This is a genomic window from Methanosarcina sp. 2.H.T.1A.6 (assembly GCF_000979455.1).
GTDB lineage: Archaea > Halobacteriota > Methanosarcinia > Methanosarcinales > Methanosarcinaceae > Methanosarcina.
The window spans coordinates 69263-93786 of sequence record NZ_JJOY01000024.1 but is presented as its reverse complement, the minus strand read 5'-3'; the positions used below and the strand labels follow the sequence as shown (position 1 = coordinate 93786).

The following is a 24524-nucleotide window of genomic DNA, read 5'->3' as shown; positions in this document are numbered from 1 at the left end:
AGTGAAAAATCACTCCAGAATTATCTCGTTCTCCGGTTTCCATGCAGGCTGGTTTATAACCAGTAACTCAAGGTCAACATCTCCGGTATTCTCGATGTATTGCTTTAAGTTTGCAGGTACGAGGACAAGTTTTCCTTTTTTCAGTTCAAATGGTACATCTTCTATGTAGAGCATGCCTTCACCCTCAAGAACATAATATGTTTCCGGGTTCTTCATAATGAGGGAATCAAGGGGATTACCTGGTTTAACTAGAAAATGTGCAATGCTGTAATTTAGGTCCAGATCCGTTTCAACTCTATTCGGGTTGATCAGATTTCTAACGGTTGCGTCTCCAAAGTAATTGATATCTTCAATGTCTTCAAGGTTTTTGTTATAGATGTAGTCATCCACGTAAAAGCCGGAATGAACAAGGTATGTCTGGTTACTGATAGAAGTTCTCTTGACGAATGTGCACTTCTTTGAAGGTTCTGTCTCGCCTGGTTTTGGCCAGTCATAATTGACCCATCCCTCGCCTTCTTCGCTTAAAGCAGTGTCTATGAGCATCTTGCCTAACAGTTTCCCATTATAATCTTTAAGATCGCTTACATTCTCGCCTTCGCCGCTTGTTTTTGGAGGGAAAACAACACGTATTCCTTCAGTCTTCCAGATGGTGATGTAGGAATCATTATGGAACCACTTGCTATTTTGTTCCCTGAAATCGGGAAATGCAAGCTCTCCTTTTTCCTCTATCAGGTCAATAGCTGCATTTACCTGAGACATTGTATACTCTTTCTGGGCTAACAGGTCGGTCTGGTTTTCTTCAATAATTTGTTCTTTCTGTTCAATAGCAACTGGTTCTTCTGACTGCACACAGCCGGAAACTGCCAGCAAAAGAACAGTAATGAGCAGAACAGTAAGTACATTTTTAAAATTATTCATATTGTAACACCTGTAAAATTAGAAATAATAAATTAAATGCTAAAATGTTAATTTCCATCAGATCCATTTCCATCAGATCCGTTTCCACCAGATACATTTCATCCAGCTTGTTTTCATAAAAAGATCGGACAGCAATAATCGATCCGATATGGACACATATATTTTTGTTAGGAATTGTAATTTTTGTTAGAAATTGTAATTCTTGTTCCGAATTGTAGGTAATGCTCTCTGTTTTGTGTGTATATTCATTGGTGTATATTCCTTGGACCGAATAACACAAAACAAAGAGCACTTATTTTTGCCTGACTGGCAAAGTCAGGTTATTTAAGAAATGTTAGTTCTTCACCCCGCATAATAAACATGTTATTCTTGTATGGCAGGAATACCTTGCCGTAAAGTTCCCACTGGTAACTTCCATTTCCTTCAGTGACTGTCCAGATGTCATAGTTCCAGTATTCTCTATCTCCGTTTTCATTGAGTATTGTCCATCCGCTAATTCCATAATTTTTTTCTGTAATGGTATTCATTGCCATTTTTAGACTTTCATCATTGCCTGGAATGGCATCCAGATCAACAAATGTAGCTATCCAGAGAGCGTCATATGCGGTCAATGCATAAGACTCAGGAATTCTTCCAAGTCGTTCTTCGATTTTTGGTCCAATCACCTGATATAGGTCATTAGCTTTCACGTATCCGTATATCGGCGCCTTGAGATTGGTTGCTGTGGCAAAACCGGCTGCATTATCATCGCTGATTAGTCCCCTGTTCAGCGCCACGCCATCAGTGCCATACCAGTTGATCTCCGACAGGGCAGGATAGTTCCGGGCTAAAGCAAAGATCTCTGTTACTTCTCCATAGGAACAAAGAAGCACAGCTACGGATTCCTCTCCTTGTTCTGAAGTGGCTGCTACTACTTTTTCATTTAGTGCCTCTACTTCTGCGGAAAGGTTTGAGTTTTCGGTTTCATATGTAACTCCCTCAAGCACTGTGCCATTAAGAGCCTCAAAACTCTTCTCGACCTCATCAGCGAGTCCGTTGCCCCACAGGTCATTCCTGTACATGGGGATTACAGTACCGATTCCCTCATCAGTCATCAGCTTAGCCAGTACCATTCCCTGGTTGGTGTCGTCAGGTACAAGCCTGAACAGGTTATCTTCAGGGATCGCTAAAGATGGGGCTGTTGATGCAGTACTCAGAAGGATGATGCCATTCTCGGTTGCGTATTCCATGACAGCTTCTGCCTCATTGCTTGACTGCGGGCCGATAACCATCGTTATCCCCATTTCATCAAGTTCCTTGAGCTGTTCCAGAGCTGTCTCAGGATCACTTTTGGTATCCTTTACAATTATTTCTACGTTCTTTCCGGAACCAAGGCCTGAGAAATAGCTGTTGATATCCTCGGCTGATACTTCAAGTGCTGTCTGGCTTGCTTCTCCTATGGAAGCAAGATTTCCTGTAAGCGGCAAAAGTGCTCCTATGGTTATGTCCTCAGATTCACTGGTAGCCTCTCCGGTCGATTCAATACAACCCGACCAGAGAGTTGCTATAAGTACTATTCCTATTAAAGCACATGCTGTTCTTTTCATTAACATCGAAGTAAATTTATGGCCGATATCTATATTTATATATTTGTATTGTTAGCAGTTTGTATTTCGAGGTCGTTGAATTCAGTACTTCTCCGAATTTTTCTCTCTTTTATGTCTACAGCCATTGATATATCTCATTTAATTCACCACTAACCGAATCCTTACCTTTCTCCGGAGCCATTCCTTTACAAGATTTACTCGTCATATTTTATACTACTGTACTGGACCTCTAACCATATTCCACAGGTTCTGTATTAATCTTTTTTTGGGTGTAAGGTTTGTATGGGTCATGTTTACTCGTTTTTGGCGGACGTTTCTGCAGTTCTGGGGCGGTTTTTTGTTAAGATATTTCCTCACAGTTTCTCTGGCATAACCTGTTATTCTAGAGATTTCACTGATGCTAAAGCCCTATGAATACAAATCTCGTATCAGTAGCCATTCTTCCACTTTCAGCATTATCTACAACCCTCTAACTTTTCTCAAAAATAGATAATTAAATATTTTTAATCCGCCGAAATTGGAAGATTCTTAACCGCCTTTGACAGGAGATCATTATTTAATAAATTTAGAGTGTTGTAATGTTTTATATACAAAAATAAAGCTTTATAAAGTTTTAAATTTGCATCGCTTTTTTTATTAGATATTAAGAATATAAGTATGTTTATATGTTAACTTTTTCTATTATTTTTGAATACGGGTGTTCCCGGATCAAACTGAAAAAAATAGGAGAATAAAATGAAAACTAATAGAAAGTCTATATGGAAAATAACATTATCTGTTTTCACCGTATTAACGGTGTTGACTTTATTGTCTTCAGCAGCCTCTGCATCACTTACTATATACAAAACTCCTCTTGGTGCAGGAACTCCCCCTGCAACACAACGTCTAACCGGCGGAGGTAATTCCATTGATTATACAGCAGTAGCCGCTTCAAGTACTGATCCGCGAATAGTACAATTTAAGGATCTTTCAAGAGGTAAAGAGACCTATATCAGATGGGACTTTGGAGATGGAACTTCTCTCTCAGGAACAAAAATTACTCCACAACTAAAAAATCCGGTACATAAGTTTCCAAAGACTGGTTATTATATTAGTGGTCTGACTATCAGGTGCACTGGTTATAATGGATTGTTGTGGGTTCATAAGACACTTATTATTAAAGCGTAAGACTGTTGTTAAATAAATTTTAAAAAGTAAGTAATTTACTTACCATTCCAATTTTTGTACATCGTGTTTGTATTTAATCTCTGTAATGATTACCCCCAACAAATATCTTCCAAAAAACTCCTCATTTTTAGTAATATCTGGCCATTTCTTTTACTATTAAAAGTTAAGGAGTTCGGCCATTGCCTGATAGGGTAAACTAAAAAAACCGGATTTTAGTCCTGAATTTGGGGGTCAAAGGGTTGATTCCCAAGAAATAAGGCAAAAGATCCTGATTATTTCTTATTTCAGTCGAATACCCCACTAGCTTGCTGCGGGGTGCACCAGCGCAATTTTGATTACTAATTTAAGAAAACTCAAGCTCTGTAGATATCCTACTTCCTATTTTATTTTAACATAATACTTTCAAAAGGATAAATCCTCAGAGTACATAAGAAATGCATTAGATTTATTAAAACTGCTGCTAAATATTTTGAAGGGAAACCAACAAATAATAAAAAGTTTCATTCTTAAATAATATGATCAGTTTCCTGCTTTCTCTAGTCGCTCTTGTGCTAGGTTATTTTTCTTATGGTGTGTTTGTCGAAAATGTATTTGGAGCTGATCCCTCACGAAGGACACCTGCATACACCCAGGAAGATGGGGTTGATTTTGTCCCCCTCGGTTGGTCCCGCATATTCCTCATCCAGTTTCTCAACATCGCTGGCCTGGGCCCCATATATGGCGCTATTCTGGGAGCTTTATACGGTCCTGCTGCTTTCCTGTGGATCGTCCTGGGCAGTATTTTTGCAGGCGGAGTGCATGATTATTTTTCTGGGATGTTAAGTATCCGTCATGAGGGAAAAAGCGTTTCAGAAATTGTGGGGATCTATTTAGGCAGACAGGCGAAGATTGCCATGATTGCGTTCTCTGTCATCTTGCTCATACTTATAGGAACGGTGTTTATGTCCGGGCCGGCAGGACTTCTGACAAATCTGGGGTTCACAGGGCTGCTGGCCCACCCGAATTTCTGGCTGGCCCTTATCCTCCTGTATTACTTCGCAGCCACTGTCTTTCCAATCGATAAGATCATAAGCCGTATCTATCCCTTATTCGGAGCTGTCCTGTTGATTATGGCATTAAGCATCGGCTCCATGCTTCTCATCAAAGGATATGAGATACCTGAAATAGCCTTCAGGAGTTTCCATCCTGACGGCCTTCCTTTGTGGCCTATGCTTTTCATAACCATCGCCTGCGGAGCTGTTAGCGGGTTCCACTCGACCCAGTCCCCAATAATGGCCCGATGCCTGACTAATGAGAAATATGGCAGGCGTATTTTTTACGGGGCCATGATAGCAGAGGGGATTATCGCCCTTATCTGGGCAGCTGCCGCAATGTCTTTCTTTCCGGGAGGGGTAGCCGGCCTGAGTGAAATAACTGCCGCAGGAGGTGCTGCCCTGGTGGTAAAAAATGTGTCATTGGGTTTGCTGGGGCCTGCAGGAGGAATTCTCGCTATCCTGGGAGTTATTGCCTGTCCCATCACATCCGGAGATACAGCCTTCAGGAGTGCACGTCTGACCATAGCTGATGCCATGAACCTGGACCAGAGACCTTTAAAGAACAGGTTAATAATAGCTTTTCCAATATTTGCCATGGGGTTCAGTCTGACCCTGATCGACTTCAGTAAAGTCTGGCGTTACTTCGCGTTCTCAAATCAGGTATTGGCTACCATAGTTCTCTGGACATCTGCGGTATATTTGTCAAATAACGACAAATTTCACTGGATCGCTACCACCCCGGCTACATTTATGACAGCAGTGGTAACAACATACATCTTACAAGCTCCTGAGGGGTTCGGCTTACCAGGCAGTATCTCATATCCGGCAGGAATGATCTGTGCAGCCGCCTTTTGTGTCCTATTTGCCACATTTTTAAGGAAAAGATCTCTATCATTAGCTTTACTCAGTGAGTGAGCGCTGAATGAGGATATGATAACAGTATATTACTGTGATAGTTAGACCGTCAGAAAGTCCATATATAGTATTTATATAGAGTATTTTCCCCACTTTTGCATAGAGATATCTGGAAAATTGCCTTCAAAGTCCTTAACCGATGACCAGTGAATGGGAATACAACCTTCAGGAAATAAAACTTATAAAAATATGAAACTTAGGTAAAATATGGAGTACAGATAAGTATAAATGAGTGCAGATAAGTAGAAATTAGCACTTAAGTATAGTTGAATACGTATGTCCCACACACGGAAAGACATCTGTTAAATTAGTAATTATTTCTCTGGTTCTCCACTTTTCATCGTTTAATTCAAAATAATTTTAATATGTAAAAAATTAGTGAAGCTCTTAAAATTATTGCTGGCGTTAAACATTTCAATGTGAGCCAATATGTTACCTATATTGAAATTTCAATGCCGGTAATTATATATCTTTTTTGAAGAATTATTACTTACTTCGTCAGCATAGCGAACAAAAAACCTTGTGCAGGAATTCTCATCAACTGATCATTGCATGGGAATTCTCCTTTCCTATTTTTATACTCTACGACCTGATAACACTTTTTTACGGATCACTGTATAAAGGGGATTCCCTTTTATATTCTTTTCAGGGATCGATTTTTGATTACCCTGACCTTTTCTTTAGAAAAGTCCTTATTTTTTTAGATTTACCCGGAATTCTTAAGGTTCACTATCCGTATACGTTGAAAAGTCCTAAAATTGTCCTTTCCATCGAAATCTACAATTGCAGTCTCTGAAAATCTCTTGAAAATCTTCTGGATATCGCTGCTTCCGACACCGGATACAAATATTTATATTCTTTGGTAGATAATTTTACTTTAATGGATGATAGCAAAGAATACCAGCTTTATCTTGAAGCTCTTGACAACGAGAGATCTGCATGGGGGAGAAGGACGGCTTTAAAGAGGCTAAGTGAATGCAAAACTGAAGAGTCCCTCTACTACCTGAATGAGCTTATTGTTGACAGGTACTGCATTGTTCCAGACTGGCTTAAAAGAATTGCAAGAGAATATTACGTATGCCTATGCCTTGAGTTTCTCTAAAAACTTAATTTTTTATCGGCTGATTTCTTCAGGCCGTATCCTCTCTCGCCACGAATGCTGTAGTCGACATGTCGTGAAAACTTGAGTAAAAACAGTGCTGTTAATGCGTGCTTAATTCTCTTTTGTTTGTACTCGTACCGATTTTTCGATCTTATTTAGTACTTACTCTTTTCATGTCATTTTTATTACTACGGAAGTGCGGAGAATCACGAATACCTTGTCCTTCACAGGTTGTCCGAAAATTTATTTTCAGGGCAAAAATATGTGAAAATAAGGAGTTTAAAGCCTTTTAATCATAAAAGAAGGAATTATCTTGTTATTTGTTGTAATTGCAGGACAGCCTGTTCAGGTTGGGGTGGCCGGACACCATTTTATTCAGCTATTTTTATAGCCGCTATTTATATTTATGTCCGACTATATGTAGTAACCATTATATGTCCATATGCAGATTTTATAGATAGTGAAAATCTGTTAAAAACTAAAGCTCCGGCTTACTGGGTATGTTCATGCTTATTTTTAATCAACGGGTTAGGGGTCTAAGGAGTCATATTTACTCATCGCTATTTAACTCCAGAAATACTGGACTTTGAAATTTGAGGAGGTACTTACATGAAGAAGTTTCTGGCTTTGATATTACTCGTTTCAGTAATCTTTGTATCTGGCTGCGAATCAACGACTTCTCCGGTTGATTCTGAAGATCTGGATGTGAGCGCAGAACCCCTGGTTATCAAAGAGTTTAATGAGCAGGATGTTTCCGTGTCCGTATTCAACAACAACAGCGCCCAGGCGATTGATGCGGTGTCTGTAAGTTCATTTGATCCTTTTACGATTGTCGGGTCAAGCTCACAGGTGAATATTCCTGCAGGTAAGCGGGCTTCTGTCAGTTTCAGGGTTATGGCTCCTTCTTTTGGCGGGGTTGAAAATACCTCTATCTTGATCCTGTCGTATGCTTCGGGTATTGATGAAGAGGGAAAACCAGTAATCAGGACAAAGGCCGTGCCTGTTCAGACCGTTGTCCTTCCTGATGCGAAGCTACAGTTCGTAGGCTTTGCCGAAAGCATCGACAAGTTGCGTGCAGCACCTCCTGTTTCTACCTGGGAAACTGAGAAAGGCGAAAACGTCACTGTGAAATTCTCTGCTAAAAATCATGGACAGACAACCATAACAGGCGGGTCCATGTACGTGCTTGTTGATATTGAAAATAAGCTAATTGGGAGCAATGAGAGCATTAACATCACCGAGGCGATGGCAAAGGGTGGGACCTCCTATACCTGGGGTGTGAAGCTTCCGGTTTTGAACGACGCTCCCAACGGGGAAACCGATGTGTATGTAAATCTGATGCAGGGGGATTATCTTATTGATTCCCAGACCCTTGTACTTAAAGTGAAACTATAATATGGGTTTGGTCTCCATGGGATTCAGGGCTCCGATAAAATCTAAAAAATCTCCCCTATTATTTTTTATTGGATTTTTAATCAGCATTTCCCTGGTTTTGTCCTCTTCCGGCTGTTTTGAGAACCCCGGAGGCGTTTTCAGGGAGTATGAGGAGATCTTCATCCAGGATGTGGATGTGATGTCCACTCCGCAGGGTGAGGGTGCTCTTCTGACGGTCACCCCTTATATCCGGAATGACCAGAACACTGACAGTTCGATGCTTTCCGTAAAAGTCAAGATCATTGATCAGGAAACCCGGTTGATTGTGGCAGAAAAAGATCTCGACATGGGTTATATCAAAGCCCGGTCCCTGGCCTACAATAGTGTTTCTCTGGGAGTTGCGGACCCAGGGGATTATGAGGTTGAGGTACAGCTTTTCAAGGAAGGCCAGCTTCTTGATTCAGGGGGCAGCTTTGTTACCATAAAAGCGGAAACCTTCGCGGACCAGCCGGCCGATATCCTGCTTACCGACATGAACCTTGTAATTACCCAGTTCACTGATAGGGACGCAAAGGCTGTGGTGGATATCTCTCCGGGGGTTTATAATCAGGGAGGAGATTCCAAAGCTCTGACCATGGTGATCACTGCAAGGACCGATCCCTACACCGCATATACTGAAAGTGACGAACTCGGGATTGTCAAAGGTTCAAGCCGGCTTAGAGGGCATGTGCGCTTTGTGCTCCTTAGAAGGGACGAATATACATTTTCGGTTACTGTGGAAGAAAATGGTCGAGAAATTGTCACTTCCGAAGTTCTTGAACCAATAAAAATGGATCAGATAGAGCGGCAAGTTACCAAAAATTACCCGCTTATGGAAGAAGACATGCCTGTTGAAGCCCCGGAAAAAGAAGATACTCCCGGGTTTGGGGGTGCGATAGTATTTGCAGCCCTCTTGCTGACAGCATGTATTATGCACAGGAAAGGCTTGAAGAGTAAGAGATCTGGGAATGAGGGGTTATATGACTGGAGAAGAAGGTAATTCCTGCGTTGAGGAAAAGGATACGGATCATCAGGCTATGGGGGTCCGAAAGCCTGGGAAAGGGGATGCACAGGACAATAATGATGCATCGTTTAAAAAACTCGTAAATGCAGCAGTGCTGGTCGCCCTTGTAACGCTGATTTTCATCGCCCTTTTCTCTTTTTTCTTCAATATGCAAGAAGCGATAATTGCCCTTTTCCATCCAAGGTACCAGGCACTTATGCAGGCGATCTTCAGTTTGATAGTCCTGGTTATAGGAATTTATATGATCCGGCTCCTTCTTCCGAATAAACGTTGACCACAGCTTTTGGAGAAGGGAAATCCCTTTTCCAAAAGCAACTCATTTTTTTGACGAACTTTTATACAGGCTCACTCTTTTACTGCTAATGGAGTGCGGAGGGTCACGAATACCCCGTCCTTCACAGGCTGTTTTGCAAGACCGCTCTCCTGATAAATTTGTTATTTCAAAAAACAGGTTCTTCTGTAGATGTATCATTTGATTTTCAATATCAAAAACTATAAATTTATTTAATACTTAGAAGGCTGTAAATACCTGAAGCATATATATCAATAATCCTGATTCTTTTATAAAATATTAAGAATCGGTACGCTTAAAGCTATAGAGATCCCCTTTAATAATGCATTCTCATCTCTGGTTGCTTTAATGAATTAAAATCAATTCTTTCCGTTAGAAAATGTAGTTACCGCTTAATTTTGTTACATTCAGGTTTCTTGAAGTATTAAAGATCCTTAAAATGGATAACTTGAAAATAATAATTTGAAACGACAATTTGGAAATATAATTTGCTGGTGAATTATCTCAGGAGGGACTGTCTTTATGCGTAAGGATACTGAAAAGATTTTGGGAGGACCTGCAGCAATCTTGCTGCTTGTTGGATTAGCGTTAAGTGCTATTCTCTTCTATTTTATGTTCAAATTTGCTGATGAAGAGAATCTTACCATGGTTCTCTTAACTACGTTCTTGATATCTATTATTGCAATAGCTATTGCCAGGGGTCTTGTTTCTATATCTAAGTACAAATAAATAAACTCCAATGCGTACTTATTTTTATTCCTTTTTCTTTTCTCTTTCTTCTCTCTTTCTTTTTTGATTTAATGAGTGATTATTCAAATCATGCTCTATTTTTTCAGCTGGATCCTTCGGTCACAAATTCCACTAAACGAAGATTTCAAATGGGAACAGGTACACTAAACTGAAGATCTGGCAAAAGAAGGTTACGGAATGCAAAAACGGGCATATTTACTGATTGCTGCAGGTGCGGTCCTGTGGGGTACGATAGGGATTTTTGTCCGAGGCTTTTATGGTTTAGGATTTTCCCCGCTTCAGGTTGTAACCCTGAGGGTTCTCTCAGCGGCTGTAATCATGCTGATTTATCTTCTTTTTACAAGGCCGGAACTGCTGAAAATAAGGGTTCGGGATTCTCTTTATTTTGTGGGAACAGGCATCTTCAGCCTTGCTTTATTTAACCTCTGCTATTTTACCACAATCAGGGAAACCTCGATTGCAATTGCCGTTACTTTGCTCTACACAGCTCCTGCATTTGTTGCAGTCCTTTCCAGAGTTTTTTTCAGGGAAAGCCTGGAAACAAAAAAATTTGTTTCTCTGGGGCTAACCCTTGTGGGATGCGCTTTTGTAACCGGTTATCTTCCGGGGCTCGGGGATTCTGTTTCTATTTCCGGGTCAGGGCTTCTTACGGGGTTAGGGGCAGGTTTCGGATATGCCCTTTACAGCATTTTCGGAAAAGCTGCCCTCAAAAAGTACCATACAATGACAATTGCAGCTTATACCTTCATTTTTGCAAGCCTGGCTCTTCTGCCTTTTAACAATTTTGATAATTTTACAGGAGCTTTTTTTACGAGTAATTTCTGGATCTACCTTGCAGGCCTGGGCTTTTTTCCCACCGTACTTGCCTACCTGCTGTACACGAAAGGGCTTGAGGAAGTCGAATCCAGCAGGGCATCCATAGTAGCAACGGTGGAGCCAGTTGTGGGCACCCTTGTAGGTTTTTTCTTTTTCAGGGAAATGCTATCAGGCTGGCAATTAGCAGGGGTTCTGCTTGTACTTGCGGCAGTTATACTGATACAGGACCGAAAATGAACCCTTTTTTCTTTTATTTTTTCTTCCTGCAGTCTTTCTTCCTGAGGTCTCTTTTGCTTCCAAAAAGGTTTTACGGAACTACTTAAAATAATATGACGGTTAATATGTTAGCTCAGTTTAATATTATAGTCTAAGATCTTATATGGTCTGAGATCTTACCTGATATCTATTATCTCTGCTCTTAATTTCCATCTTTTTCAGACTTTCTGTCGGTTTACGGGGTTTAGAAACCAGCAGAGTGTCTGATTCGGACGAAATAAATTACAATTACAAATTCACAATAATATTGAGAATGAAAAGGATGGTGTTTAATTAATGCAATTGAAACTGGAACATTTTGACATAAAAATAGGGCAGCACAAAGCGTTATTTAATATTGCCGATGCGAAAGAACTGGGAATTAATCCCGGAGATAGGGTCCGCATCCGTGGACATAAAAGCCTTTCTGCTATTGTGGACACAACCGAGGACATGGTTCCTCCGGGCACGCTTGGAGTTTTTTCTGAAGTTTATGCGCACTTCCAGGATTGGGATAAACCGGTAGAAGTTGTCCCGGCATTCCGTTCCAAATCTGCAAGCATTATCAAGAAGATGATGGACAAAAAACCTGTTGTTCAGGACGAGATTAAATTGCTTGTAAATGACATCGTGGAGGAAAACCTCAGTGATGTCGAACTTTCGGCTTTTATAACATCTTCTTATATTCATGGGATGACTGATGATGAAGTCGAATGGCTGACAAGGGCTATGATCGACAGCGGAGACCGGATCGAATTTGACACTCATCCTATCATGGACAAGCACTCGATAGGAGGAGTACCCGGAAACAAGATCTCTCTCCTCGTTGTCCCTATTGTCGCTGCAAACGGGCTGCTTATCCCAAAGACAAGTTCCAGAGCAATCACAGGTGCCGGAGGCACTGCAGACCTCATGGAAGTGCTCTGCCCTGTTGAGTTCAGTTCTCAGGAAGTCAAGGAGATAACCGAGAAAGTGGGAGGTGCTCTTGTCTGGGGTGGAGCCACCAATATCGCACCTGCGGATGACAAGCTCATCAGAGTTGAGTACCCTCTATCCATTGATCCGTACTGTCAGATGCTTGCTTCAATCATGGCAAAAAAGGGAGCTATAGGAGCCGATAATGTGGTAATGGACATCCCCGTCGGGCCAAGCACAAAGGTCCCCACTGTCCAGGAAGGGCAGAAACTGGCAAGAGACCTGATCAACCTGGGGCACAGGCTCGGAATGAACGTCGAGTGTGCTATCACATACGGTTCGTCCCCTATAGGAAGAAGGGTGGGTCCGGCACTGGAGGTCATAGAAGCCCTGAAAGTGCTGGAAAGCATGGAAGGTCCAAACAGCCTTATTGAAAAGAGCGCTGCCCTTGCTGGCATTCTTCTTGAGATGGGAGGGGCGGCTCCAAGGGACCGCGGAAAAGAAATTGCACTGGAAACACTCAGGAGCGGAAAAGCCCTTGAAAAAATGAGACAGATCATTGAAGCCCAGGGCGGAGACCCGAATATTAAATCCGATGATATACAGGTAGGCAAGTATACTGCTGATATCTTTGCTTCTACAGATGGATATGTTATCGAGTTTGACAATAAATGGATAATTGAGATTGCCAGGCTTGCAGGAGCTCCGAGTGACAAAGGAGCCGGGGTCGCTATCCACAAGAAAATGGGAGAACAGGTCAAAAAAGGAGACTCTATTCTCACAATCTATGCTGAAAAAGAATTCAAGCTCGATATCGCATTGACAACGGCCCAGAGAACAAACCCGATAATAGTCGAAGGCATGCTTCTGAAGAGAATCCCTGGAATTTATGGGTTCCAGTAATACCCATATTTTTTCCTTTTTTCCCTGTTTCAGTGAAACTTCAGTGAAACCCTTTAATACCTTGTCAGGGTTTTAGCCGAGCATGAAGAGGATTGTATTGCTGCGCCTGGGGCATCGCCCTGAGAGGGATAAGAGAATTACCACCCATGTTGGCTTAACTGCCAGGATGCTGGGAGCTGAAGGCATGCTTCTTGCTTCTGATGACCCGGGGATTGTGCAGAGCCTCGAAGATGTGGTCAATCGCTGGGGTGGGCATTTCTATATTAAAAATAATGTTAACTTCAAGCAGGAAATCAGGAACTGGAAAGAAGAAGGCGGAAAAGTCTGTCACCTTTCCATGTACGGGGTTAACCTGCCAGATGTTACTGGCGAACTCAAAAAGTGCGAAAAGCTCATGATCGTTGTCGGCGCAGAAAAGGTTCCGCCTGAAATTTACCAGCTCGCTGACTGGAACGTAGCTGTGGGCGGCCAGCCCCACTCCGAAGTTGCGGCAGTTGCAATCACAATGGACAGGATCGCAGAGGGCGAGCCGCTTGAGAAAGAGTTTCCAGGTGCCGAACTGACAATTATCCCGGCTGAAAGGGGCAAACACGTAATCGAAAACGTCAGGGAATAAGCCAGACTATAAATTATCCGGGCTATAAATTATCCCGGCTATAAATTATCCCGGCTATAAATTATCCCGGCTATTAATTTTCATTTTTATATTTTTTTGAATACAGATAGATCCCTGAGATTTAAAGTCTTTAATTAGACACGATCTCACCTCTTATTACGAATTTGTAGATAAGTGTTAAATATAAGTTTTACATAAGAGGGGTGTCCATAGGCAGACCATTCCTCATGCTAACGGCAATATCCGGATTTTCCGTTTTCTTTCCCATAAGAAGGGGCTGATAGGTGTGATTTTTTAACGGCTCCGGAAAATTGAGGTAAGGTCCGGTTACAGGGGTGCAGGTAGACAAATTTTTCTGGTCAGACACTTTATTTGTCGGGCATCCCTTCCGGTTTTCTTTACTCTTTTTCTGAATAAACTTCCCTGGATTGAGCTTTAAATGGGAAAGTATAAACTTAAACCTGCTTTCAGCAAATGCCTGACTGATCTAAATTGAAAACCGGACCTTAAAAAAGAATAAATTCAAATAATAGCGAGAAATAAGGGTTAATGAACCATATGGACTTAACAGCGCAGGAAATTAATTTATTAGCTGTATCTGCGTTTCTCTTTACAGTCCTGGCTCTTTTTTTGCACTTTTATAATATCAGGCTGCTCTCGCACTCTCTCAAGCTCTGCAACTGGATCTGCGGGCTGGCTATCAGTTCTGACAGCCCCTGGGTCAAAATGCTTGTGCTCCATCTTGTATTTTTTATCCGGCTTCTTATGTACCTTTCAATTGTTTCCCTGGAACATGTGGATAAGCTGACGACACGAAGCTTTTTCAGGCATTATATCTCCGGCAGCAGGGTTGTCCTTCTGGAGTATATTTCTGCTTTCATGCACTCCTCTAAAGAGGTTGAAAAATGTATTTGCAGCCTGAGTTCTCAGCAAGTAAACAGAAAAGAGCAGCAGGTTAGGAAATAGCCTCTCAATGTCTTATATTATTTTGAAATATATTATTTTGAAAATCTTTTTCATGGCATTACAGAATAAGCCTTATCTCTTCCTGCTTATGCGGTGAAGCAGAGGGCAATATTCTAAACTTTATGAACTTTTTGCATAAAATTATCTCAATAATAGTAAAACCTGTCCGGGTAGTTCCGGGTCAGACGTAAGAAATTCAAGACGCATCTCATAATTTTGCTTTTTTTTAAAAATACTAGCGTTGTATATTTTATATAGCAGAAGATTATATTTTGTCCTGATAACTTATGGACTGCAGGCCTTTCACCTATGGGAATTTCAGTCAGTGAATTCCTTGATTTTTGCAGGCAGGAAGCGTGTGGCAATGAACATAACATTAATTGGCATGGCAGGAGCGGGGAAAAGTACTATCGGAAGGGCACTTGCAAAGCACCTGGATTATACTTTTATTGATGTCGATGGCCTGATTACGCAGAGGACTGGATTGCCTCTTCAAGCCCTGATTGATAAACAGGGCGATTACGCTCTTATCAGGTTTGAAGAAGAAGCTATTCTGGGGCTTGGACAGATGGATAACTGTATCATCTCTCCTGGCGGAAGTGTGGTTTATTCCGAAAAAGCCATGGGACACTTAAAAGAAATCTCAAAGATAGTCTTTCTGGACGCTCCTTTCAGAAGCATCGTAAAAAGGATCCCTAACGCAAGAAAGAGGGGCATAGTAGGGCTCAGGGACAGAAGCCTTAAAGAACTTTTTGAAGAAAGGCTGGTTCTGTATTCTAAGTATGCTGATTTTTCAATAAAACTTAAAGGAAGGGAAAATATTAAGGGGATTATGGGGAAGATAATCCAGCTCTGTTTTGAGACGGAGGCCTGATCTAAGGATCAGCTTTTCATAGATGGCGGGTTAACCCGACTTCGATATTGTTTTATTTCCAAACCCGGTTTCTTTTACATACTCTCTCAAGATTTTTAGTTATAGCGGGATCAGAGCATCTACTTCAGTATTAGAGGTTTTACTTCAGGGCTGGAGCAGTTTACTTAGGGGCTGAAGCAGTTTACTTAGGGACTGGAGCAGTTTACTTAGGGGCTGAGCAGTTTACTTTATTATCTATCAGGTCTTCAATCTGAACAAAATTTCTTTGTTTATAGTTTTCATGTATTAACCTGTAGAATAAAGCAGGATCAACAGGAGATATTTCATGACATCAAGTCGTTTCATTATCACGGTTATTGGCAGTGACAGGGTAGGTATTGTTGCGAGGGTCACCACGGTGATGGCCAGTTACAATGTAAATATTGTCGATATCAGCCAGACTATCATGCAGGGCATCTTTACCATGATCATGCTTGCAGAAGCCCCGAAGGAAAACTTTGACCTTGCGGCTTTCCAGCAGGCTATGGGTGCCGAAGGAAAGAGCCTTGGAGTTGAGATCAAGGTGCAGCATGAAGATGCTTTCCGTTTCATGCACAGGATCTGATCTGTGAGAACGCAGGAGGATTTTTCATGCTTATAAACCCGAAAGAAATTCTGGAAACAATTCAGATGGTCAGGATGGAACACCTGGACATAAGGACCGTCACTATGGGAATCAGCCTCCGGGACTGCAGCCACCCTGATATTGAGGTTTTCAACGAGAACATCTATGAAAAAATAACTTCCCGGGCAAAGGAGCTTGTCCGGACAACGAATGAAATCCAGAGCCTTTATGGAATTCCTATTATCAACAGGCGGATTTCCGTAACTCCCATAGCGATAGTGGCTGAAAGCTGCAAATCTCCGGACTTCGTTTCCGTTGCAAAGACAATGGATGAAGCTGCAAAGGCCGCAGGTGTGGACTTTATAGGAGGATTCAGCGCCCTTGTGCATAAAGGGGAAACCCGGGGAGACCTCAAACTGATAAATTCCATTCCTGAAGCTCTTGCCTCTACTGAAAAGGTCTGCTCGTCCGTAAACGTTGCAACCACAAAAGCAGGCATTAACATGGATGCAGTCGGCTTGATGGGAAATATAATCAAAAAGACTGCGGAATTAACTGCTGACAGAGACGGGATAGGCTGTGCCAAACTGGTGGTTTTTGCAAATGCCCCTGAAGACAACCCCTTTATGGCAGGAGCTTTTCACGGAATAGGTGAACCAGAGTGTGTTATCAATGTGGGTGTAAGTGGGCCGGGCGTGGTTAACGCAGCCGTTCGCGAACTTGAAAACCCTAACCTTACAGAAATTTCCGAGACGATCAAAAAGACAGCCTTCAAAATCACACGCATGGGAGAGATGGTCGGAAGGGAAGTCTCTAGAAGGCTTGGTGTGGAATTCGGGATTCTCGACCTCTCGCTTGCTCCAACTCCGGAAATCGGGGATAGTGTTGCCGCGATTCTGGAAGCCATGGGGCTTGAGCGCTGTGGAACCCACGGAACAACTGCTGCCCTTGCACTTCTTAACGATGCCGTAAAAAAGGGCGGAGCAATGGCTTCTTCTTCAGTAGGAGGCCTCAGCGGGGCTTTCATTCCGGTCAGTGAGGACGCAGGCATGATCGAAGCAGTTAGAGCCGGGGCTCTTTCTCTCGAAAAACTCGAAGCCATGACCTGCGTCTGTTCCGTTGGTCTTGACATGATAGCAGTCCCCGGTGATACCCCTGCGACTACTCTCTCGGCAATCATTGCTGATGAGATGGCAATTGGGGTAATAAACAAAAAGACAACTGCAGTCAGGTTGATTCCCGCACCCGGAAAAAGAGTGGGAGACTCCGTGGAATTCGGCGGGCTGCTCGGAAGTGCACCTATTATGGCAGTAAGCAATTTCAGTTCGGAGACTTTCGTAAAGCGGGGAGGAAGAATTCCGGCTCCTATCCAGTCTCTTACAAATTAAAGATACTTCCGGAACCTTTTTCCGGAATTATTTTTTGGGATTATTTTTTGGGATTATTTTTTGTTTTTACCGTTTTTTACTTTCATTGTTTTTTACTTTCATTGTTTTTACCGTTTTTTACTTCGTATTCATCCACAGTGCTCTCATCATTTCCCTGATTTCTTCTATTTTCCTTATACTGGCTTCGTCGTTTATTATATCAAATTCGTTAAAAGATTCAAGGGCAACCTTTGCTGCAATCGAGGCATCATTCAGGTATCTGTTCCCAGCACTGCTTATAATTGTCTGGAGTGCGGATGCAGCCTGGAAAACGGCATTTTCCATCTCTTCTTCTTCAGCGCTTTTTCCTATCTCCTCAATAGAAGTTGCGATACTTCCTGCCGCACTTTGAAGGTTTTCTTCCATGGCTGCTGCAGCCATCTCTTCTAACATAAGTTCTGCTCCTATTGCAGCTTCTTCAAGGGTTTTCTGAGCAGCCAGTTTCCCGGTTTCTCCAAGGCAGGTGATACATATAGCGGCATTTTCTGAATAATCAGGGAATTTCATCCTGGCAACCGCTTTTCCAATTTCCCCAAGGCTGATTGTAACAGCAATGGTTTCTCTTTCCCTGTTGAGGAGAGCCGCCGTGTTCCCGCTTTCCCCCAGCACCGATGCTGCAAGTTTGGCTACCATCTCAAGTTGCTGTTCGGCGGCGATTTTCCCTATAGCCCCAAAAGAGAGCAGGACCCTGACAGTTGTGCCTTCCATGTTCTGTTTCATTGAGATCTGGAGCATCTTCTCCAGGGATCTTATAGCATTGACTGCTGCGTTTTCCATACCCTGAAGGGCAGCAGCCTGTCCTATTTCTTTTATGGAAGATACCGTCTTCTCAGCTTCCAGTTCCTTTCTTTCGCTAAGGTAACCTTTACCTATCTCTGTCAGGGAGGTAAGAGCCTGGCTGACTCCTTCATCAAACTCCTCATCGATGGAATCCAGCCCTTTATGCATTGCTTGATCATTTTCTCCTGAAAGCACAGCTTTGAAGCTCCTTTTCATCAGTTATGCCTTTATTAGTATAATACCCCTGTTTCTCTTTTTATGAGTACTTCTAAGACGTCCGTTACTGCTTTAATATGTATTTCTTTTGATCTTTCTATTTTATTTGTTTTTAATCTATAGCTCCGCCAGAAAAATGGTATATATAATAAAGTGTCAGAAAAACGAGAATTGCAAGAAAAGCTTTTAAGTCTATTCTTTTTAAAAAATCCCTTATTTTATCAATCCCCCCTATCCTCTGTTTCTCCCCCGAATTTACATTATATTTATGTTTTCCCTGGTTCAAATATTTTCAGGTAATAAGATGAATTTTCAAGTCTATGATGCAATCCTCTACAGCATTTATAGAACAAAGCGTAAAATCCCTGAGTCTTTTAGCTCAGAGGTAACAGAAAATTAAGCGTAAGAAAAAAATATGCCAAAAAATGAGTAAGGGTGCGATTAAAATCGAATTAAATATATACATAAAATATCCCTGAAAAATACACTTTCTCCATTCTTGTTTCCACAGATCTTAGAATTTTAGGTAGAACCAGGTAATTTTAATACTAAATTAAAATATTTTATAAGTCCGGATACAGCACTCATACATAATGCAATCATATCCATTGGATCTTATAATGTAGTTTTATGGAGTCTCTCGCATTACTCTTCTTTTTTTCTTTTCAGGCTATGGCTCCGTTGGAATAATGGTATATATAGTAAAGGACGGCAAAGACTAATAATGCAAGAATTGCTTTAAAATCCATAGCTTTACACTCCTTTTTCTACAATTTTTTCTCAGACTATGGCGCCGGATGAATAGTGGTAGATGTAGTAAAGAGTGCAGAATGCAAGTATTGCAAGAATTGCTTTAAAATCCATAACTGTTATCCTCCTTTTAAAAACTATCAAGAAAAATCCTTTTTGTCTGTAAAAATAGTACTGGAATGCAGGTATATAAAAATGCCGTTTTTTACCGCTTTTGAAGCCCATTTCTGTTTTTTCAGTCGAGTTAGGTTTTTATTTTTTATCCGGCTGTCTATTTTGGTTTTTAAGGTTTCAGAACCTTGGAATAGTCAATCTAAAGGTTGTTTAGAATTAATAAACAGGAGAAGATCCTTTATTCTTTTGCAGAAGTAACCTTATATATTTTCCAGTAAAATTATAATTGGGGGATCAAAATCGGGAGATGTTTTTCAAATATACTTTTTACTTCTGTTTTCTCCCGGAGTCCGATAAAAGGATGCATTTTTTATCCGGGCTTATGTCAACTACTGGAAGGATAAGTTTCTCATTTACTTTACGGTTTTACTGATGAATCTAATACAGGCAGAAAGAATATCAGCAGAAGACATACAGGCAGAAGGCGATTAATCTGAACACCGAAAATGAAAAAGCAGCTCTGCAGTCCAGGTGCTCTCCTGCAAAAAAAGTATCTTTCAGGTGCGAGCTCATAAGCTTTGGAGAGGTTTTTCGTCTTTCCAGGCTTCTTGTCCGGAAAATCAAAGCTTCAGGTTACCAGCCCGACCTGATCGTTGCCATAGGGAGGGGAGGCTATGTGCCTGGAAGGCTGGTTTGCGATTTTTTGCTTTTCAATGACCTGACTTCTATGAAGGTTGAGCACTACATGAGGGGTGCGGATATGCAGGCAGAAGCGAGGATAAAGTTTCCCATCTCCGTGGACATCAGTGGGAAAAAAGTGCTCATCATTGACGACGTCACTGATACCGGAGAGACCCTGGACCTTTCGGTTGACTACGTGCAGAGCCTGAGACCTGCTGAAATCAAAACTGCAGTCCTCCAGCACAAGACCTGTTCTTCCTTCACTCCGGATTTCTATGGCCAGAAGGTTATCAGGTGGCGCTGGATAATCTACCCCTGGGCTCGCTATGAGGATCTGGCAGGGTTTGCGGAAAAGATTCTCGGGGACAGGACTCTTGATATCTCCCGGCTCACTGCTGAGTTTAAAGACAGGTACGAGATTGAAATTGAGGAAAAAGAGCTTCTTGAAATTCTGGATGACCTGGCTGAGAGAAAAGAGGTTGAGAGGGTTGAAACGGATAATCTGGTCGGATGGCGGATCCGGAGGAAGTATATGTAATTAATTTCGTCTAACTGTAATTAATTTCATCCGATTTTCTGGTTTATTGACACTGATTTTGCAGCCTTTTTGCAGCCGTTTCGCAGACTTTTCGCAGCCCGATCAGAGTAATTAAAAATAAAAAAGGAAGGAAAATACGGCGACAAAGAAATGTCAAAATTTCTTATGCACCCTCACATTACTGTTTTTGTGATCAGTTCCATTTTCCCCTGCGGGAAAACCCTGGAAACCCTGACCTTCCAGTTGTTATTATCTGAATTTTCGTTTTCAGCCTGGATCAGATTAAAGCACTGCGTGGTTTTGCCTCTGGTCTTGGATGAACAGAAGGTACCTGCGTTTACAACGAGCATGTTGTTCAGGTTCCAGACATGAGGAATGTGGCAGTGCCCGCAAAGTACAAGGTTTACTTTGCAGCGGTTCAGGAGATCAAGGACATCGCCTGCATCGACAAGGACGCTGTTTTCTCTGCCCGAAAGAGGGATCGGGACAAGGTGGTGGTGCAGGGCAAAGATCTTAAAATTCTGCCCGGAAAAGGCTTCTTTGATCCAGCCGTAGTTTTCTCTTCCCAGGTGCCCTTCGTCAATGTCCGGCTGGGAGGAGTCAACCCCTACAACGGTTACACCCCCGAGATTCCGGTTTGAGAACCTATTTTCAAAAAGGTCTTCAAAGTGAATATATCCTGCATTTTTGGAGTCGTGGTTTCCAGGAACAAGGACCTTGTCTTTACACGCAATCCTGTCAATAAACTTCTTTACTCCATCGTATTCGGCTGAAAACCCATTTTCTGTCAGGTCGCCGGTAATTACCACAATGTCCGGGTTCAGCTGATTTATGCTCTGCAGCATGGATTCTGCAATTTCCGGGACAAAATACGCTTCTGAAAAATGAAGATCTGATAGATGTACAATCTGTATAATTTTTTACTCCTTCTTTTCTCTGAAATTTTATAATATTATAATACTAGTTGTATTCAGAACCCTGGAGTTCAGTAACATTATATATAGGTATCTGTGAAAAACACATATTTTTGTAAATCTAATTATAATTCGTTATAATTAAGAGGCTTTATAATTCAACCCCATTTAAACTGTATTAATATGTAGTTAATTTTCATTCATGAACAATAAGCACAAAAATAAATATCTAAATAAAATAATCTCTCCAGTTATTTCAGCCTCTCTTTTCTATGCAATCCGGGCGCGCGCCAGATCTGGACTCGCAGAAAAGGTTTTTATTATCAGTCGAATACCCCGCTAGCTTGCTGCGGGGTACGCCAGCGCAACTTTGATTTTTTTAAAAAAGATCCCTGTTTTTGGGTTTTGAACTTATAATGAAATTGAATTCCGTTTTTCAAGTTTTGGAGTTTATAAAAAAATATTCTACAAAATATTCTACAAAATATTTACTACAAATATTTACTACAAATATTTACTACAAATATTTACTACAAAAAATGCGTGTTCAATCGATCTTCCAGCGTACCTTTCCAACAGTTCAGAATCTCATTTCCAGAGTGCCGATATGTGATGATTTATTAACCTCCACTCCTTATCAGCCTTTGATTCTTGCTAAGCTCGTTTAAGGAACTCTCTTCTCTATTCAGACCTCTGCAATTACCTCTCCTGCCATCCAGGGGTGTATTTTGCATACATACTCATATGTTCCTTCCTCTTCAAATGTGTAAGTAAATGCCTCTCCCTTTTGAAGGTACTCGGATTTAATACCCGAACCTACCACATCATGGAGAACAGTATCGTTGTTAGTCCACCTGACAGTCTGTCCAACTTTCACAGTAAGGTTTTGGGGTATGTATTTGTAGCCCCGGATCTCGATATCAACAATATCATCCTCTGCTCCTGTCACATTCTCTTCGTTTCCTGCTGCTCCTCTATTATCCGCTTCCTCTACAGGTGTGGTAGGCGCAGTTTCTCCCGAATCTTTATTCTCAACACAGCCCACAGCAAAAAACACACCAAGAATTATCAGAAAAATTATTAGTTTCTTTCTCACGCTATTTTGTCTCCTCTAAACCTCACTTTTTACGCCTATATTCCAGTTTTATCCCTTATTTATCTATTTTCTGGTTTCCATTTTCCTATTAAAGAGTCTAAAACTCGAAAACGGTATTAAAATTCAAGGGTAGCTTGTCAATTTTTCTGTAAAATTCCAAATTTTAAGAGGTTTTTGAGTCAAGAATTGGGATAAGTAGATTAGTTTCACATACAGTCTCCAAAAAAGTTGATTTTAAATTTACAGCAAATTAGCGACACTGCCTCAGCTTACACCCTGATGAGGTGGTATCTTAGAAAAAGGGATTCCGACTTGTGGAATGTCAAACTTAGACGCTCTGGTATTCTGTGTAGTTCGCGTCTACATACCCCCCAGCGTACATTTTCTCGCGTATAATGGTTGGGAGGCTTTCTTGGAAATGAAGATGGCTAGGGAGTTTATGGGGTCCTCGCTGTGTCTTCCTTCTTGCATAAATGATGAAATATTGAATTTATGTGAGTTGCCAAGAAATGGCGTTGTTATCGAAAGAGATCGGAACCGAATGTACTATTATAACTTTTGTATATCTGTCGAATATGTAACATTTTTATAGCGTGTCAAGATAGAAAATAACTCTAAATTTAGAGGGTTTTACGATGAATGCTCGATGCGTAAGAGATTTCATTTATATAGATATTGATAGAGTCAAGTCGATCATTTCGCAGTTAGAAGAGGGATTAATTGATCAAACACAAATCTTTAGCGGAAGTTCCGAAGGATCAACTTTATGTGGAGAAGGTGGATTATTTGGATTTTTTAAAGCAGAAGCCGATTTAAACTTAAATTTTCATCGGCAATTATCTGAAACAAAATATCTTCACGATTACATATACAATAAAGTCGAAAAACTACTTTTAAATGAAAGTCAATTGCTTAGAATACCAAATGAAGAAATTTGTGTGTGTTCTGAAGATTTAAGAAATTCACTTACTGACAATTCTTTCATTTTGATCAAAGGAAAAATTGCCATTAATGATTTTAGTCAGCTTAGAAAACTTGTAGAAAATTTTGATGAATTATCGAAATTTGTTGCAAGGTGCGACATAGCTAATAGAACAGAGTTGTCTAAAGCACAAGCTAAATTGGCTTATGATGACTTAGTAAATAAATCTCTTAGTAATTTTGATAAAGATACAAGAAAGGGTTTGACTCTTGTTATTGATATGTTTTACCAAGATAGGATAGTAATCAAGATTTTTCCATTTAGAGAATATCCAGATTTTCGTTTTGTGGGCAACTTAAATAAAATATATTTACGTGATGATATTGAAAGCATAATATACAAATATGGTACTGCACCAGTATCGGATTGGACTATTTTTGGTCAGATTGCCTCAATACCACCTGAAAATAGATCTAATGACATGTTAAATATGACGGGTAATCAAATAGAAAACGCACTTCAAAGACTTTTTGATGCAAATAGAAATCTCGAAAAGATGGCGCAGTCTGTCACGTATCCAGAGATAGCTATAACACCAATTGCAATATACAGAGAGTAAGGATTTTTTAAAGCTTGTCCTACACATTTTATTATATCCAATTTAGAAGCTTATTGTTGGTTGTTCACCTTCACATAGCTAATATTTTTTCAAATAACATGGCAGACTTAGACTCCTGAATCTTTAATTCAAAAAGAGAAAAAAGAGAACCGAAATTTCACTTTAACTTTTTCTTTTTCTGTAGGATTATTATTTATTAAGCATACACAAACAAAACCGCAAGAGAATGTAAAATCGCCTCTTTAAAGGCATGTTAGATGTGAATGGTTATCAATCAGACTGGCTATTCCTAAGGTCAAAAATAAGGAAAATATTCA

24 protein-coding genes and 1 pseudogene are annotated in these 24524 nt (G+C 40.9%); 16 read left to right on the top strand and 9 right to left on the bottom strand.

The annotated features are described in order from the left end of the window. Positions 1-9 precede the first annotated feature (9 nt). The 3 genes and pseudogenes from EO98_RS17425 to EO98_RS17760 form a co-directional block, all read right to left on the bottom strand. Positions 10-918, bottom strand: coding sequence for a cache domain-containing protein (locus EO98_RS17425; protein ID WP_052734476.1), 909 nt, complete (start codon positions 916-918; stop codon positions 10-12). A gap of 320 nt (positions 919-1238) precedes the next feature. After that, positions 1239-2504, bottom strand: coding sequence for an ABC transporter substrate-binding protein (locus EO98_RS06385; RefSeq protein ID WP_048139309.1), 1266 nt, complete (start codon positions 2502-2504; stop codon positions 1239-1241). Between the two features lie 244 nt (positions 2505-2748). Next, positions 2749-2903: pseudogene (locus tag EO98_RS17760) on the bottom strand (IS21 family transposase); the annotation flags it as partial. Positions 2904-3239: 336 nt separating this feature from the next. On the opposite strand from EO98_RS17760, the gene EO98_RS06380 reads away from it, so the two are divergent. The 10 genes from EO98_RS06380 (at position 3240) to EO98_RS06330 (ending at position 13706) form a co-directional block, all read left to right on the top strand. Beyond that, positions 3240-3671, top strand: a complete 432-nt coding sequence (locus EO98_RS06380; protein ID WP_048139311.1) for a PKD domain-containing protein — start codon at positions 3240-3242, stop codon at positions 3669-3671. Positions 3672-4186: 515 nt separating this feature from the next. Then, on the top strand, positions 4187-5620 hold the full coding sequence (locus EO98_RS06375) for a carbon starvation protein A (protein ID WP_048139313.1): 1434 nt from the start codon (positions 4187-4189) through the stop codon (positions 5618-5620). Between the two features lie 880 nt (positions 5621-6500). Next, positions 6501-6722, top strand: coding sequence for a hypothetical protein (locus EO98_RS06370; protein ID WP_200894970.1), 222 nt, complete (start codon positions 6501-6503; stop codon positions 6720-6722). A 609-nt stretch (positions 6723-7331) separates the two neighbouring features. Continuing rightward, positions 7332-8117 carry a hypothetical protein gene (locus EO98_RS06365; RefSeq protein ID WP_048139317.1) on the top strand — a complete coding sequence of 262 codons (786 nt, stop codon included), beginning with the start codon at positions 7332-7334 and terminating at the stop codon, positions 8115-8117. A gap of 1 nt (position 8118) precedes the next feature. Further along, complete coding sequence (locus EO98_RS06355) at positions 8119-9135, top strand: hypothetical protein (RefSeq protein WP_156161043.1); 1017 nt, start codon at positions 8119-8121, stop codon at positions 9133-9135. Further along, entirely contained in the window at positions 9116-9433 is a 318-nt protein-coding gene (locus EO98_RS06350) for a hypothetical protein (RefSeq protein WP_048139323.1), read from the top strand. The genes EO98_RS06355 and EO98_RS06350 overlap by 20 nt, the downstream gene beginning before the upstream one ends. Before the next feature lie 540 nt (positions 9434-9973). Further along, the gene (locus EO98_RS06345; protein ID WP_048131423.1) at positions 9974-10180 is read left to right on the top strand and encodes a hypothetical protein; all 207 of its coding nucleotides are present in this window, start codon (positions 9974-9976) and stop codon (positions 10178-10180) included. Positions 10181-10378: 198 nt separating this feature from the next. Continuing rightward, positions 10379-11254, top strand: coding sequence for a DMT family transporter (locus tag EO98_RS06340; RefSeq protein ID WP_048139325.1), 876 nt, complete (start codon positions 10379-10381; stop codon positions 11252-11254). Between the two features lie 315 nt (positions 11255-11569). Continuing rightward, positions 11570-13090, top strand: coding sequence for an AMP phosphorylase (locus EO98_RS06335; protein WP_048139327.1), 1521 nt, complete (start codon positions 11570-11572; stop codon positions 13088-13090). A gap of 82 nt (positions 13091-13172) precedes the next feature. Beyond that, the gene (locus EO98_RS06330) at positions 13173-13706 is read left to right on the top strand and encodes a tRNA (cytidine(56)-2'-O)-methyltransferase (protein WP_048131426.1); all 534 of its coding nucleotides are present in this window, start codon (positions 13173-13175) and stop codon (positions 13704-13706) included. Between the two features lie 190 nt (positions 13707-13896). On the opposite strand, the gene EO98_RS18310 is transcribed toward EO98_RS06330, so the two are convergent. After that, entirely contained in the window at positions 13897-14073 is a 177-nt protein-coding gene (locus EO98_RS18310; RefSeq protein ID WP_156161042.1) for a hypothetical protein, read from the bottom strand. Positions 14074-14255: 182 nt separating this feature from the next. On the opposite strand from EO98_RS18310, the gene EO98_RS06325 reads away from it, so the two are divergent. From EO98_RS06325 to EO98_RS06310, 4 genes are all read left to right on the top strand, one after another. Next, positions 14256-14672 carry a hypothetical protein gene (locus tag EO98_RS06325; RefSeq protein ID WP_235283967.1) on the top strand — a complete coding sequence of 139 codons (417 nt, stop codon included), beginning with the start codon at positions 14256-14258 and terminating at the stop codon, positions 14670-14672. A 325-nt stretch (positions 14673-14997) separates the two neighbouring features. Beyond that, positions 14998-15546 carry a shikimate kinase gene (locus tag EO98_RS06320; protein ID WP_255350261.1) on the top strand — a complete coding sequence of 183 codons (549 nt, stop codon included), beginning with the start codon at positions 14998-15000 and terminating at the stop codon, positions 15544-15546. A 325-nt stretch (positions 15547-15871) separates the two neighbouring features. Next, the gene (locus EO98_RS06315; RefSeq protein WP_048139331.1) at positions 15872-16150 is read left to right on the top strand and encodes an ACT domain-containing protein; all 279 of its coding nucleotides are present in this window, start codon (positions 15872-15874) and stop codon (positions 16148-16150) included. Between the two features lie 26 nt (positions 16151-16176). Continuing rightward, complete coding sequence (locus EO98_RS06310; protein ID WP_048139333.1) at positions 16177-17538, top strand: PFL family protein; 1362 nt, start codon at positions 16177-16179, stop codon at positions 17536-17538. A 117-nt stretch (positions 17539-17655) separates the two neighbouring features. Here the strand turns inward: EO98_RS06310 and EO98_RS06305 are convergent, their stop codons facing one another. The 3 genes from EO98_RS06305 to EO98_RS06300 all read right to left on the bottom strand — a co-directional run bounded on the left by EO98_RS06305 (position 17656) and on the right by EO98_RS06300 (position 19548). Next, positions 17656-18573, bottom strand: a complete 918-nt coding sequence (locus EO98_RS06305; protein ID WP_235283540.1) for a hypothetical protein — start codon at positions 18571-18573, stop codon at positions 17656-17658. Between the two features lie 112 nt (positions 18574-18685). Further along, a complete protein-coding gene (locus EO98_RS18305) occupies positions 18686-18859 on the bottom strand; it encodes a hypothetical protein (protein WP_156161041.1) in 174 nt (57 codons plus the stop codon). Positions 18860-19353: 494 nt separating this feature from the next. After that, positions 19354-19548 carry a hypothetical protein gene (locus EO98_RS06300; RefSeq protein ID WP_048139334.1) on the bottom strand — a complete coding sequence of 65 codons (195 nt, stop codon included), beginning with the start codon at positions 19546-19548 and terminating at the stop codon, positions 19354-19356. 460 nt (positions 19549-20008) lie between these two features. Here EO98_RS06300 and EO98_RS17755 point away from each other — a divergent pair, with 460 nt between their 5' ends. After that, on the top strand, positions 20009-20656 hold the full coding sequence (locus EO98_RS17755; protein ID WP_235284780.1) for a phosphoribosyltransferase: 648 nt from the start codon (positions 20009-20011) through the stop codon (positions 20654-20656). A gap of 173 nt (positions 20657-20829) precedes the next feature. Here the strand turns inward: EO98_RS17755 and EO98_RS06290 are convergent, their stop codons facing one another. Both EO98_RS06290 and EO98_RS06285 read right to left on the bottom strand, forming a co-directional pair. Further along, positions 20830-21570: a metallophosphoesterase family protein gene (locus EO98_RS06290; RefSeq protein WP_082098497.1), complete on the bottom strand. Its 741-nt coding sequence runs from the start codon at positions 21568-21570 to the stop codon at positions 20830-20832. Positions 21571-22255: 685 nt separating this feature from the next. Further along, positions 22256-22666: a cupredoxin family copper-binding protein gene (locus tag EO98_RS06285; protein ID WP_048139339.1), complete on the bottom strand. Its 411-nt coding sequence runs from the start codon at positions 22664-22666 to the stop codon at positions 22256-22258. A 635-nt stretch (positions 22667-23301) separates the two neighbouring features. Here EO98_RS06285 and EO98_RS06280 point away from each other — a divergent pair. Beyond that, positions 23302-24207: a hypothetical protein gene (locus EO98_RS06280; protein ID WP_048139340.1), complete on the top strand. Its 906-nt coding sequence runs from the start codon at positions 23302-23304 to the stop codon at positions 24205-24207. Positions 24208-24524: the final 317 nt, after the last annotated feature.

What these genes read in the sequence shown, in the direction of transcription:
- EO98_RS06380 (WP_048139311.1), top strand. Translation starts at nt 3,240, where the DNA reads ATGAAAACTAATAGAAAGTCTATATGGAAAATAACATTATCTGTTTTC.
- EO98_RS06305 (WP_235283540.1), bottom strand. Translation starts at nt 18,573, where the DNA reads ATGAAAAGGAGCTTCAAAGCTGTGCTTTCAGGAGAAAATGATCAAGCA.
- EO98_RS06355 (WP_156161043.1), top strand. Translation starts at nt 8,119, where the DNA reads ATGGGTTTGGTCTCCATGGGATTCAGGGCTCCGATAAAATCTAAAAAA.
- EO98_RS06350 (WP_048139323.1), top strand. Translation starts at nt 9,116, where the DNA reads ATGACTGGAGAAGAAGGTAATTCCTGCGTTGAGGAAAAGGATACGGAT.
- EO98_RS06300 (WP_048139334.1), bottom strand. Translation starts at nt 19,548, where the DNA reads ATGGGCTTCAAAAGCGGTAAAAAACGGCATTTTTATATACCTGCATTC.
- EO98_RS06375 (WP_048139313.1), top strand. Translation starts at nt 4,187, where the DNA reads ATGATCAGTTTCCTGCTTTCTCTAGTCGCTCTTGTGCTAGGTTATTTT.
- EO98_RS06325 (WP_235283967.1), top strand. Translation starts at nt 14,256, where the DNA reads ATGAACCATATGGACTTAACAGCGCAGGAAATTAATTTATTAGCTGTA.
- EO98_RS06340 (WP_048139325.1), top strand. Translation starts at nt 10,379, where the DNA reads ATGCAAAAACGGGCATATTTACTGATTGCTGCAGGTGCGGTCCTGTGG.
- EO98_RS06310 (WP_048139333.1), top strand. Translation starts at nt 16,177, where the DNA reads ATGCTTATAAACCCGAAAGAAATTCTGGAAACAATTCAGATGGTCAGG.
- EO98_RS06330 (WP_048131426.1), top strand. Translation starts at nt 13,173, where the DNA reads ATGAAGAGGATTGTATTGCTGCGCCTGGGGCATCGCCCTGAGAGGGAT.
- EO98_RS06370 (WP_200894970.1), top strand. Translation starts at nt 6,501, where the DNA reads ATGGATGATAGCAAAGAATACCAGCTTTATCTTGAAGCTCTTGACAAC.
- EO98_RS17425 (WP_052734476.1), bottom strand. Translation starts at nt 918, where the DNA reads ATGAATAATTTTAAAAATGTACTTACTGTTCTGCTCATTACTGTTCTT.
- EO98_RS06365 (WP_048139317.1), top strand. Translation starts at nt 7,332, where the DNA reads ATGAAGAAGTTTCTGGCTTTGATATTACTCGTTTCAGTAATCTTTGTA.
- EO98_RS06280 (WP_048139340.1), top strand. Translation starts at nt 23,302, where the DNA reads ATGAATGCTCGATGCGTAAGAGATTTCATTTATATAGATATTGATAGA.
- EO98_RS06315 (WP_048139331.1), top strand. Translation starts at nt 15,872, where the DNA reads ATGACATCAAGTCGTTTCATTATCACGGTTATTGGCAGTGACAGGGTA.
- EO98_RS06385 (WP_048139309.1), bottom strand. Translation starts at nt 2,504, where the DNA reads ATGAAAAGAACAGCATGTGCTTTAATAGGAATAGTACTTATAGCAACT.
- EO98_RS06345 (WP_048131423.1), top strand. Translation starts at nt 9,974, where the DNA reads ATGCGTAAGGATACTGAAAAGATTTTGGGAGGACCTGCAGCAATCTTG.
- EO98_RS06335 (WP_048139327.1), top strand. Translation starts at nt 11,570, where the DNA reads ATGCAATTGAAACTGGAACATTTTGACATAAAAATAGGGCAGCACAAA.